Origin of the sequence: Phenylobacterium sp. (genome assembly GCF_036402295.1) — a bacterium.
In the GTDB taxonomy this organism is placed as follows: Bacteria; Pseudomonadota; Alphaproteobacteria; order Caulobacterales; family Caulobacteraceae; genus Phenylobacterium.
Map to the genome: position 1 here is coordinate 1 of NZ_DASWTE010000155.1, position 12,035 is coordinate 12,035.

Annotated in this window: 11 protein-coding genes; 8 read left to right on the plus strand and 3 right to left on the minus strand. The window is 69.5% G+C overall.

The window, feature by feature from the left end:
• Nucleotides 1-346 precede the first annotated feature (346 nt).
• From VGD44_RS09815 to VGD44_RS09835, 5 genes are all read left to right on the plus strand, one after another.
• Nucleotides 347-529 carry a Flp family type IVb pilin gene (locus tag VGD44_RS09815; protein ID WP_331086391.1) on the plus strand — a complete coding sequence of 61 codons (183 nt, stop codon included), beginning with the start codon at nt 347-349 and terminating at the stop codon, nt 527-529.
• Between the two features lie 242 nt (nt 530-771).
• Nucleotides 772-2,016: a tyrosinase family protein gene (locus tag VGD44_RS09820; protein ID WP_331086393.1), complete on the plus strand. Its 1,245-nt coding sequence runs from the start codon at nt 772-774 to the stop codon at nt 2,014-2,016.
• A 15-nt stretch (nt 2,017-2,031) separates the two neighbouring features.
• Nucleotides 2,032-2,928 carry a hypothetical protein gene (locus tag VGD44_RS09825; RefSeq protein ID WP_331086396.1) on the plus strand — a complete coding sequence of 299 codons (897 nt, stop codon included), beginning with the start codon at nt 2,032-2,034 and terminating at the stop codon, nt 2,926-2,928.
• A gap of 7 nt (nt 2,929-2,935) precedes the next feature.
• The gene (locus tag VGD44_RS09830; protein ID WP_331086398.1) at nt 2,936-3,919 is read left to right on the plus strand and encodes a hypothetical protein; all 984 of its coding nucleotides are present in this window, start codon (nt 2,936-2,938) and stop codon (nt 3,917-3,919) included.
• Between the two features lie 142 nt (nt 3,920-4,061).
• Complete coding sequence (locus VGD44_RS09835; RefSeq protein WP_331086400.1) at nt 4,062-4,661, plus strand: PEPxxWA-CTERM sorting domain-containing protein; 600 nt, start codon at nt 4,062-4,064, stop codon at nt 4,659-4,661.
• Between the two features lie 91 nt (nt 4,662-4,752).
• Here VGD44_RS09835 and VGD44_RS09840 read toward each other — a convergent pair whose 3' ends face one another.
• Nucleotides 4,753-5,160 (minus strand): hypothetical protein, encoded by a 408-nt coding sequence (locus VGD44_RS09840; protein ID WP_331086402.1) that lies wholly within the window; start codon nt 5,158-5,160, stop codon nt 4,753-4,755.
• Between the two features lie 244 nt (nt 5,161-5,404).
• Here VGD44_RS09840 and VGD44_RS09845 point away from each other — a divergent pair, with 244 nt between their 5' ends.
• Nucleotides 5,405-7,495, plus strand: a complete 2,091-nt coding sequence (locus VGD44_RS09845; RefSeq protein ID WP_331086404.1) for a matrixin family metalloprotease — start codon at nt 5,405-5,407, stop codon at nt 7,493-7,495.
• A 46-nt stretch (nt 7,496-7,541) separates the two neighbouring features.
• On the opposite strand, the gene VGD44_RS09850 is transcribed toward VGD44_RS09845, so the two are convergent.
• Nucleotides 7,542-8,336, minus strand: a complete 795-nt coding sequence (locus VGD44_RS09850; RefSeq protein ID WP_331086406.1) for a hypothetical protein — start codon at nt 8,334-8,336, stop codon at nt 7,542-7,544.
• A gap of 82 nt (nt 8,337-8,418) precedes the next feature.
• Entirely contained in the window at nt 8,419-8,859 is a 441-nt protein-coding gene (locus tag VGD44_RS09855) for a VOC family protein (protein WP_331086408.1), read from the minus strand.
• Nucleotides 8,860-9,111: 252 nt separating this feature from the next.
• Here VGD44_RS09855 and VGD44_RS09860 point away from each other — a divergent pair, with 252 nt between their 5' ends.
• Complete coding sequence (locus VGD44_RS09860) at nt 9,112-10,185, plus strand: efflux RND transporter periplasmic adaptor subunit (RefSeq protein ID WP_331086410.1); 1,074 nt, start codon at nt 9,112-9,114, stop codon at nt 10,183-10,185.
• 27 nt (nt 10,186-10,212) lie between these two features.
• The coding region (locus tag VGD44_RS09865; protein ID WP_331086412.1) for an efflux RND transporter permease subunit at nt 10,213-12,035 on the plus strand (1,823 nt) is incomplete at its 3' end.

A 12,035-nucleotide genomic window follows, 5' to 3' on the forward strand; every position in this document is an offset into this window, starting at 1 on the left:
GCGGCCACGGCCTTCGGCGGCTCGATCTCGACCGCGCTCGGCAACGCCGGGAGCGCGCTCGAGGGCCTGACCTTCACGGTCTCCTAACGAAGCCCGACCGCCCGCTCCCGCGGGCAGTTCCATGTCAAGCGACGCCCTGCCCTCACCGGCAGGGCGTTCTGCTATGAGCCTGGATGTCCCTGCAGTAAGCAGCGAACAGACGATTACCATTGGCCAAGTCGGACTGAAGTTTGGCACGCTCTTCGCAAGTTCTCCGACGAGGCCGAACCTGGTTGTTTCAGTTCAGGACGGTCCCAAATCTTCAAGCCGCGCATCGTGCGCCGGCTTCCTTCTGAGGGGTGCTACCATGACCAAGATCGCTTCTTTCCTGCGCGACGAATCGGGCGCTTCGGCTGCCGAATACGTCCTGATCCTCGCCATCATCGGCGGCGGCATCGTCGCTGCGGCCACCGCCTTCGGCGGCTCGATCTCGACCGCGCTCGGCAACGCCGGGAGCGCGCTCGAGGGCCTGACCTTCACGGTCTCCTAAAGAGACTTCACGGTCGAGCGCAGGCCCATCAAGCGGCCCGCATTCACCAGGATCCTACAGTACAGCGTACGGCGCCGTCCGCCCCAGGTGGACGGCGCCTTTCTTTGTGGCCCCGTCACCTCCCAGCATTGTAATCGCAAGCCATGCGGCTTCCGGTGGTCAGCCATCCCGGGAAGCGGTAGGCTGGCCCGGTGTCCCTTGCGTTCGGCGAACGGCGGCGCGCGCCGCCAGGGAGGGCCGCCGTGAACGTCAACATCCAGTTCCCCGCTTACGACGCGCTGAACCGCGCCTATGTCACCTGGCGGCCGGTGCAGGTGGCGCTGCGGCTGCAGCAGCCGCCCGCAGGGGTCGCCAGCGTTCCGATGACGGTCTCGGCGAAGTCCGTGGCCGGCGGCGGGCGCCTGGCGCTCGCCAACACGCTCACCCACCAGGGGACGAACACCCTCAACGTCACCCTGCCCGCCAGCGGCGCGCCGGTGAACATCTGGGTGGGCGGCGCCTTCGGCTCGCCCAGCGCCCGGTTCGGCGACGTGACGCTCGAGGTGCGCGCCCAGGCCGGCGGCCCGGTGCTCGGCAGCCACGCCACGATGGTGCGCGTCCGCAAGGACGCCAACGCGCTCTCCACCACGGAGCGGAACCGCTTCCTGGCGGCGCTCGCGACGCTGAACGGCCAGGGCGCCGGGCCTTACGCGAACTTCCGGGACATGCACGTGGACGGTCCCCCGGACAACGAAGCCCATGGCGGTCCGGGCTTCCTGCCCTGGCACCGGGCCTATCTGATGGACTTCGAGCGCGAGCTCCAGAGGATCGACCCGGAGGTCACGCTGCCGTACTGGCGTTTCGACCGGCCGGCGCCGAAGGTCTTCACGCGCAACTTCATGGGCGCCGTGGTCGGCAGTCAGGCGCAGTTTTCGGCGGCCAACCCCCTGAAGTCCTGGGCGCCCGTCGCGGGACCGGTCGGCGTCTATCGCGGGTCTGCCGTCGGGCCCCAGACCACCCCCAACGTCGCGACCGAGCCGCAGACCCTGGGCCTGGGTGGACCGGCGACCACGGCGACCTACGCCTTTTTCCGGCGGATGCAGACCAATCCGCACAACCGGGCCCACATGTCCCACCTGGAGGGCCTGATCACCGATCCAGCCACGGCTCCCGGCGACCCGCTGTTCTTCCTGCTCCACTGCAATGTCGACCGGCTGTGGGCGAAGTGGCAGTGGGCCGTCGGCCTGCACGATCCCGCGAGCCCGCGGTCGTTCACCCCGAACGCCGGCGCCAACCCCGGCCACCGCCTGAACGACCCGCTCTGGCCCTGGTGCGGCCCGCTGCCGGCGCCCCGTCCGACCACGGCGCCGGGCGGCGGACTGGCCGCGTCGCCGATGACCGGCGCGCCGGGTGTCTCGCCGCGGGCCCGGGACCTGATCGATTACCTGGGCACGATCGGCCCAACCCACCTCGCGTTTGCCTACGACGACGTTCCGTTCCAGGTTTGAGCGGCAGGAGCGCACATGGACATCGAGGCGCATCGCCAGCAGTACCTCGCCGAGCTGCAGTCCGACGGCGCAGCCCCGCCGCCGGTTTCGGCGGCCGAACTCGCGCAGGCTGCGGCCGGGGGGCGCGACGGCGCACAGCTCGTCGAGATGATCGGGCGACTGACGCTGAGCGGCGACCTCTTCGCCGAGGGCGCCCGGGCGCTGCTCGACATCCTGGCGAACGAGGCCATCGCCCCGCCCGCACGGCTGGCGGCGATGCGCGTGATGGCCGGCTCCCGGTTCCGCCCACACCGCTTCGGGCCGTTCAACGCGGAGTACGTGGACCTGCTGCGCAAGCTCGCCACGCACAAGTCCAGCGAACTGCGCACGGCCGCGCTGGAACGGCTCGCACTCACCAAGGACCGGGTCGCCCAGAAGCTGCTGCGCGAGGGCCTGCAGAAGAAGCGCAAGCCGCTGGTCCCAACCGCGAAGGCGATCCAGCTCCTGGCGCAGGACGACCACGCCGCGTCGCGCGCCCTGTTCCGCGACCTCGCCGCGCGGTCGACCGGCAAGGCGCGGGAAGAGGCGTTGCGGGCGCTCTCGACCGATCCGAAGTCCGCCGCCCTGCTCGAATCCGTGGCGGCAGACAAGTCCGAGAAGACACAGGTGCGGCAGATCGCGGCCGTGGGACTGAAGAACGCCTCGGCGACCCGGTTCGCCAGACTGGCGCGCAAGCTGGTCCTGGACGAGAGCGACGACGACGACGTGCGCGCGGTGGCCCTCTCAGCGATCGCCCACTCGAAGGACGTCGCCGAGAAGGCGCCGGGCGCCAAGTTCGCCAAGGCGCTCGCGGCGACCGGCGCGGCGACGAAGTCGCGCGCGTTGAAGTCGTCGATCCGCCAGTTCGCAAAGTCCCGCGGCGACGGCGGGTAGCGTCGCCGTGCCCGTCGATCCCGAGGCGCTGGTCGAACGCATCCGGGCGACGCCGCGCACGCCGGGCGGCGACCGGCGACTGGTCGCCCTGCTACGGCGCGACGGCGCGGCCTATCGAGGGCTCTCCACGGCCGACGCCGAATGGGTGCGCGGCCACGTGCTGGCGGCGTTCCAGCATCGGCCGGCGACGCCGATGGTGGTGGCCGCGGTGCGCGAGGAGCTCCGCACCAGCCAGAACCCCACCGTCCTCGCCGCCGCCGCCCGCGTGGTCCGCGGCCTCCCCGACGCCGACGCCTGGGCTCCGCTGCTCGACGCGGCGGCAGGCCGGCTCTCGATCGGCGACCAGTACGTGGATTTCGACGACACCGCGGAGCCACGGCGCACGGCCAAGGAAGAGCTCGCCCTCCCGCTGGGCGGCGAGGCGGCGGCCCACTGCTGCCACGCCTCGGCCGCGGTCACCGCCGGCGAGGCGGTGCGGCTGTCGCTTTGCCCCGGCGCGCTCGGTCCGGTGATCGTGGAGGACCAGGCGGGCGCGCGCGCGCCGCTCGTAGACCTGTTGCGGCCGCGGCCCAGCGTGGTGGCGTTCTTCTACACGCGCTGCATGAACCCGGCGAAGTGCTCGCTGACCGTGACCCGGCTGGCCGGCGTCGCGGCCCGCCTGCGCGGTGCGGGCAATGTCCTGGCGCTCAGCTACGACGGCGATTTCGACACGCCGCCGCGGCTTGCGGCCTTCGGCGGCGACCGCGGCTTCCCGTTCGGCGAGACCGCGCGCCTGGCCCGCTGCACGGCCGGATGGGCCGCCCTCAAGCGCCAGTTCGCGCTGGACGTGGGCTATGGCGAAGCGACGGTGAACGCGCATGGGCGCGACGTCTTCCTCGTATCGCCGGACCTCACGGCCGAGGCTGTCGATCCGGAACTGCTGGCCTCACCCGAAGACGTGGCCGAGCGCCTGCGGCCGCTCGAGACCGAGCAAACAAGCTCTACCGGTTAGAGATTGTTTTGGCAAATTAAGCTTCCACCGCAGATGGTGAGTAATTTCCACGTGCGGTTGAAGCAAACGAATTGCCATTTTGGGTTTTTGAGCGTGAGATCGTCTTCCAGTCGGGGGATTGGAAACATTTGGGGTGCTCCAGATGAAACTTCGACTCTTAGCTATGGCGGCCGCTGCGGCGGGCGCCCTGACCCTCGGTCTTGCCGCTACGCCGGCGGCTGGGGCGGCAGGCGACTTCCTGGGCGGCTGCAACCTGACGGACGTCACGCCGAACGCGGGGGCCTGCGACGGCTTCTACGAAGGCAACATGCTCAACCAAAGCCCGCCGGACGTGGTGATCCAGACCGCCGCCCTGGCCGCGCTGGGGCTGACGTGGGACGGAACGCTGGAGGAAGCCCAGCTCGACCTGAACTCGCCGACGATCGACTTCGACACGCTTCTCAGCGGGACGACCTACATCGGCATCCACTGGGGCGCCGGTCAGGGTCCTGTGGATGTGCCGGGCGGCGTCACGGGCTTCTATCGCCTGGACCTCGCGGCGGACGCCGAGCTGGATGTCATCCTCTCGGCCTTCGGCTCGCAGTCCGGCGCGCGCCTCTACTTCACGCAGCCCTGCGTCGGGGAAGACTGCGGCGGCGGCGGCGGGAATGAGATCCCAGAGCCCGGTACCTGGGCGCTGATGATCCTGGGCTTCGGCGCGACCGGCGCAATGCTGCGTCAGCGCCGTCGGCTATTTGCGTAGCGCTTAGCTCGCGTCTACGCGGAGCAAGGGCCTCGGCTTCCGCCGAGGCCCTTCGTCGTTCTGGACCGTCCCGCAGCGCGAGCGGAAAGCCTCAGCGTGGACCGATCAGCGCGTCGGCGAAGGTGTCGAAGCTGTCGAGCACGTGCGGGTCGTCCTGCACGATCTTCACGACCTGCCGCGGGATCAGCTTGAGGTGGTCCTGCATGGCCTCGGGACTGGGTCCTCGTTCGGCGCCGAAAGCGCGGAAGATGGCGAAGGCCTTCTGCTCGTACGCGGCGATGTCGACGCCCTTCGTCCCCTTGCCCAGCGTCTCCACCGAGAGCGTGTAGAAGGCGCGGATGTGACGGTTGTCGACGAAGGCGCGCGGGTCGCCCTGAAGGTCAGCGGTGCGGCCGCCGGAGGCCGCCTGGCCGGCATCGGATCCATGAGGCTGAGTGAAGCCGGCGCCCGCCAGCGCCAGGCCGGCGATCGCCGCCGCCATGCCGATACGAACCTTCATACGCGTCTCCATCGTGCAGGGTCGACGAACTTGGCAAGCTCGGCTGGAATCGGCGTGAACGCCGTTACGCGAGCTCTGGTTCCACGGAATCCGCAGCTTCGCCACTAAATTTGGCTTTGCCACAATCTGCGGAAAAAGGACGAAATTTTGCCGCGGATCGTCGGTGACGCTCGAACGTATCGTCGCAAGTCGGGGGACAAACTGGGACGAAGCCAGCTTCCGCTTCGTCCCTTCGGGAGGACGCATGCGACAGACCTACGACGCCGAGCCGATCGAGCTTTCCACCGCGCCCCTGGGGCTGAGCCACGGACCGCAGGCGCTGGCCTGCGGGTGCCCGGCCTGCGCCAAGGGCGCGTTCTTCACGGCCATGACCACAGGTGCGCTCGGCGGGACCGACGCAACCCTGACCCCAACCGCCCTGCTCACCGACGAGATCGCGGGCGACCGCAGCACTACCGCCAGCCTGACGGTGGATGGCGCGCATGTGTTCTCGACCCTGAACACCCTGGGCGACTTCGACTTCTTCAAGGTCGAGCTGGTGGCCGGCCAGACCTACGAGTTCGGCGTCTACGCGGCCATCGGCGGCCCGGCCGGCGTGCCGCTCGCCGACGCCTTCGTCGAGCTGTACGACGCCAGCGGGACCCTGCTGGGCGTCGCCGACGGCGGGGCGCCCACGGCGCTGAACGGGATCAACTCCGGCTTCGACGCGCTGCTCAGCTTCAAGGCGAGCGTGAGCGGGACCTACTACGTGAACGCCCGCGCGTTCGACCAGGACCCGGTCAACGGGACGACCGGCGATTTCGTGGGTGACTACGAGGTGTTCGCCCGCACGGCCGACCCGCGCACGGCCTACGAGCCGCTCTACACGATCGACAGCCCGCTGCACTCGATCGACTGGGGCAGCCAGTTCCCGCGCACCTCGCGCAATCCCGACGGCGACAACGGCCCGCGCGACAACGGCGCGGAGTTCACGGGCACGGTGTTCAACCCGACCTACGGGGTCACGGGCAAGAACGTGATCACCTACTACTTCGCCCGCACGGGCGACGTGTTCGTGGACGAGAACCCGCTCACACCGGGCAGCACCGACACCATGATCGCGCTGGGGGTCACCGACTGGGAGAAGGCGGCGTTCCGGCAGGCCTTCAACCTGTACGAACAGGTGGCCGACATCGTCTACATCGAGGTCGGCAACCGCGCCGAAGCCGACATCGACATCATCACCTACAAGGGCACCCCGGGCGCCGGCGCCAGCCTCCTGGGCCGCATGAGCCCGCCCGGCGAGGAGAACGCCGGCCAGGCCGAGTTCAACGCCGGCGACGTGCGCTGGACGCAGGAGGGCCTGCAGCAAGGCGGCTTCTACTTCCCCACCCTGCTCCACGAGTTCGGCCATGGCCACGGCCTGGCCCACCCGCATGACAACGGCGGCCGCTCCAGCATCATGCGCGGCACCGACGACGGCAGCGTGATCGGCGGGGCCCTGGGCGACTTCGACCTGAACCAGCAGGTCCACACGATCATGGCCTACAACGACGGATGGCAGACGTCGCCGTACGGCCAGCCGCGCTCGGGCGGGATCACCGGAACCGAGGTCGACCACTTCGGCTGGATGGGCACGCTGGCGCCGCTCGACATCGCGGTGATCCAGGACAAGTACGGCGTCAACGAGGAGTGGGCGCGCGGGAACGACCTCTATGAGCTGAAGGACGTCAACGCGCCGGGGACGTTCTACTCGGCGATCTGGGACGCGGCGGGCACGGACGAGATCCGCTACTCGGGCGCGGCCAACGCCAACATCGACCTGCGCGCGGCCACCCTGCAGTACGAGGAAGGCGGCGGCGGCTGGGTCTCGTATGCGACTGGCGTCCACGGCGGGTTCGTGATCGCCAACGGCGTGACGATCGAGAACGCCACGTCGGGTTCGGGGAACGACACGCTCACCGGCAACGGGGCGGCCAACAAGCTGATCGCCAACGCCGGGAACGACCAGCTGCACGGCGGAGCCGGGGCCGACACGCTGATCGGCGGCTCCGGCAGCGACGCCCTGCGGGGCGGCGTGGGCAATGACCTCCTCCTGGGCGGGGACGACGTGGATGCGTTCCACTTCGACGGCGACTTCGGCAAGGACGTCGTGCAGGACTTCCAGGACATGGTCGACCGGCTCTGGTTCTCCGCCGACACCGGGGTGGACGACTTCTCCGACCTCAGGATCCAGAACCAGGTGCGCAACGGCGAGCAGGGCGCGTTGATCACCTTCGGCGACGGGCTGGACTCGGTCTGGCTGCGGCTGATCAAGCCGGCCCAGCTGGGAGCCAGCGACTTCGTGTTCGGGTGAGCAGGGCGGGACGCTCGCGGCGCTCGCCGCGGGCGTCCCAGGCGGCTCACGCCGGCAGGTCGACGTCCAGCTCGCGCCGCAGATGCGCGCGCACGGCGGCCTCCAGCGCCGCGGGCCAGTCGGCGCCGCTTTCGGCGGTCAGGCGCCGGGCGCGCGGGAGGAAGGCTTCGGCGAGGGCCAGGCTGCCGGCGATCGCGCCCTCCCGCGTGGCCGGCGAGGCGGAGAGCATTTCAAGCGTGCGTACGTCGTCGGGCGGGAGCATGCGCGCCACCGCCAGCGCGCCGGGCGGGGTCACCGGCCGCCGTTCGAGCACCATCAGCGCCTGCAGCTGCTGGCGCAGCAGACCGGCGCCGAAGGCCGCCGCGGCGTAGTCGTTCCGTCCCACCGCCACCGGCAGCAGGCCGAGCACGCGCAGGAACTCCTCGGACGCCTCGTGGACTGCGCGGGCCGACAAAGGCGGCGCCTCCCGGGTGGGCGGCAGGCCCGCATGGGCGCCGACCTTGTCCACGAGCGGCCGCACGCGGTCGGCGCTCTCGGTCACGCGCCCGAGCGTCGTCACCATGATGTCGTAGCGCAGGTAGCCGGTCGTCACGGCGTGGAACAGCGGCAGGCCCGGATAGACCTGTCGCCACAGCACGGGCTCGGCGACCCGGGTGGCCCAGGCCTTCACGCCGGCTACGAACGCCGCATGCGCCGCCTCCGGCGTCACCGCGATCAGGTCGACGTCGCTCCAGGCGTCGCCCTCCCCCCGACCCAGGCTGCCGGACAGGAGAAGCGCATCGACGGCGTCGTGCTCGGCGGCGGCCTTGCTGAAGGCCGCGATCAGGTCGTCCCGCGTCATGGCGGAACTGTCAGCGCGGCCAAGCCGGCGCACAAACGACGATAAAGCCGAGCGCGTGTGAGCCGGGCTCACATGGCCGGCGTCACCACGTCCCCACGTTGGGCATCGAGGCCCAGGGCTCGGCCGGCGGCAGCGCGGGGCCGGCCTGGAGCAGCTCCACCGAGATGTTGTCGGGCGAGCGGACGAACGCCATGCGGCCGTCGCGGGGCGGGCGGTTGATGATCACGCCGGCGTCCTTCAGCCGCTGGCAGACGGCATAGATGTCGTCGACGGCGTAGGCCAGGTGCCCGAAGTTGCGGCCGCCCTGGTAGGTCTCCGGGTCCCAGTTGTACGTGAGCTCGACCGTCGGCGCCTTCTTCTGGCGCGCGGCCTCCTCGTCGCCCGGCGCGCAAAGGAACACGAGCGTGAACCGCCCGGCCTCGTTCTCGGTTCGCGAGACTTCCTTAAGTCCCAGCTTGTCACAGTAGAACGCAAGGGAGGCGTCGAGGTCGGTCACACGGACCATGGTGTGCAGGTATCGCAAGGCGTCTGGGTCCTCTGGCGAACGGTTGGCTTACCGCGTAAGACAGCCGCAGGGACAGGCTCGTCCGGGGGGCGATTCCAGGTCACAGTGCAATCTAGGCTCGCTGCGACGTATTAGAACCGCCTCGTCACGTGACCGCAAATTCATTTGCGCTCGCATAACGGCGGCATCACAAGCAGGGCAAGCCGCAGGGAGACGGCGACCGCGTGCGGTGGGGACCACGCACGCATCTGAGACCGGGGATAGAGCTTTATGCGTTTGAAGTCGCAGTATGTTGTCATCATCGCCATCGTGGGCGTGCTGATCCTGTTCTTCGGGATCAACTCGCTGTTCGGCGACGACAAGACGGCGGCGAACGCCAAGGCTCCGCAGGCCGCCCCTGTCGGGGGCCCGCCCAGCGTGCAGGTCAAGCTGACCCCGCCCACCATGCGCGAGACCCAGGTGGTCATGCGCGGCCGCACCGAGGCGACTCGCAGCGTCATCGTGCGCTCGGAGACCGCCGGCGTGGTCGCTGCGGCGCCAGCCACCGAGGGCAGTTTCGTCCGTCAGGGGCAGGTGCTGTGCCGCCTGGCCGTGGACGCCCGCCAGGCCAGCCTCGACCAGGCCCGCGCAGCGCTCAAGTCGCGCCAGCTGCAGCGCCAGGCCGCCGAACAGTTGCGCGAGAAGGGCTTCCGCTCCGAGACCCAGGTGCTGGAGGCGCAGGCCAACCTCGACGCCGCCATGGCCGGGGTGCGGGCCGCCGAGATCGCGCTGAAGCAGGTGGAGATCCGCGCGCCGTTCTCGGGCGTGTTCGACCGTAGAGACGCCGAGATCGGCACCTACCTGTCGCCGGGCCAGCCCTGCGGCACCATGATCGAGCTCAATCCGCTGCTGGTGGTGGGCGACGTGCCCGAAACCGCGGCGGCCAGCCTGCGGATCGGCGCGCCGGCGACAGCCACCCTGGTGTCGGGCCAGACCTTGAGCGGCCGCGTCCGCTACGTCTCGCGCGAGGCCGATCCCCAGACCCGGACCTACCATGTGGAAGTCGCGGTCCCGAACCCGCAGATGAACGTGCGGTCGGGGCTTTCGGCCGAGCTGAAGATCGCCGCAGGCGCCGGAGCCGCCCACTTGGTGCCAGTGTCGACGCTGGTGCTGGACACCGCAGGCCGCCAGGGCGTGCGGCACGTGTTGCCCGACGGGCGCGTCGCCTTCGCGCCGGTGACCGTGCAGGAGGAGACGCCGCAGGGCATGTGGGTGAGCGGGCTGTCCGGTACGGTGCGCGTGATCACGGTCGGCCAGTCGTTTGTCGCTGACGGCCAGAAGGTTCGGGTCGCCCAGGCGCGCTAGCGTCGGGGTGGCTTGGGAGAGGGAAGCATGATCGGGCCCCTGATCGACGGAGCCATCAAGCGGCGAAAGGTGGTGCTGGGCGTCACCTTGATCGCCGCGTTGTTCGGCCTGCTCGCCTACCTGAACATGCCGCGGGAGTCCGAGCCCGACATCGACCTGCCCTACATCTCGGTGATCATCCCCTACCCGGGCGTGTCGCCCGAAGACGCCGAGCGGCTGCTGGTCAAGCCGCTGGAGCTCGAGCTCCAGACCATGGAGGGCATCGAGTCGATGAACGCCGTGGCCCGCCAGGGCGCGGCGGTCGTGACCCTGGAATTCGAGGCCGACTTCGACAAGGACAAGGCCCTGGAGGACGTCCGGGCCAAGGTCGACCTGGCGCGCGGCAAGTTCCCGCCCGACGCCGAAGAGCCGATCATCCAGGAGCAGAACTTCTCGGGCGATCCCGTCCTCGGCATCGTCATCTCGGGCTCCGCGCCGGAGCGGGAGCTGCATCGCATCGCCACGGCGCTGAAGGAGCGCCTGGAGGGCACCGAGGGCGTGCTCGAGGTCTACATGAGCGGTGGCCGCGAGGAGGTGCTCGAGGTCAGCATCGATCCGCTGCGCATGGAGGCCTACAACGTCACCACCGGCGAGCTCGCCCAGGTGATCGGCCGCAACAACCAGCTGGTGCCCGCGGGCTCGCTGCGCTCGGGCTCGGGCCAGTTCGCCGTGAAGGTGCCGGGCGTCGTCGAGGAGCCGTCCGACATCCTGGCCCTGCCGATCAAGAAGAACGGCGACCGGCTGGTCACGGTGGGCGACATCGGCGAGGTGCGGCGCACCTTCAAGGAAGCCAACTCGATCAGCCGCTTCAACGGCCATCCCGCATTCATCCTCGAGGTCTCCAAGCGCGGCGGTTCCAACATCCTCGAGACCGTGCAGACGATCCGCAAGGTCACCGAGACCGACGCCAAGCAGTGGCCGCAGACCGTCCAGCTCAACTACATCTACGACGAGAGCGACTTCATCGGCCGGACGCTCGTGGTGCTCGAGAGCGGGCTGATCATGGCCAGCCTGCTCGTCATGATGATCATCATCGCCAGCCTCGGCATCCGTCAGGGGCTGATGGTGGGGGCCTCGATCCCGATCTGCTTCATGCTCGCCTTCCTCGCCATGACCGGGATGGGCGTGACGCTGAACATGATGGTCATGTTCGGCCTGGTGCTGGCGGTCGGCATCCTCGTCGACGGCGGCATCGTGGTGGTGGAGTACGCCGACCGGCGCATGGCCGAGGGCCTGACGAAGCAGGAGGCGTTCGCCGCCGCCGGCAAGCGGATGTTCTGGCCGGTGGCCAACGGCACCCTGACCACGCTGTGCGCCTTCGTGCCCTTCATGTTCTGGAACTCGATCGCCGGGAAGTTCATGAGCTTCCTGCCGCTGACCCTGTTCTTCGTGCTGGGCGCCTCGATCTTCGTGGCCCTGATCTTCACGCCGGCGTTCGGCTCGATCTTTGCGCGCAAGGCCGCCATCGACGAGGAACACCTGGCCGAGATCGCCAAGTCCGAACACGGCGACCCGCGCGAGATGAAGGGCTTCATGGGCTGGTACGCCCGCACCCTGACCATGCTGACGGCGCACCCCACGCGGTCGTTCGCAGGGGCCGTCCTCATCATCTTCGCGATCATCTTCTGGTTCGGATCGACCAAGCACAAAACCGAGTTCTTCTTCTCGGACGATCCCGAGTTCGTGGACGTCTACGTCAAGGCGCGCGGCAACCTCTCGCCCGAGGCCCAGGACGCCCTGGTGCGCCAGGTCGAGACCCGCCTCGCCGGCATCAAGGGCGTCGAGTCGTTCTACGTGCGCTCGGGCGGCTT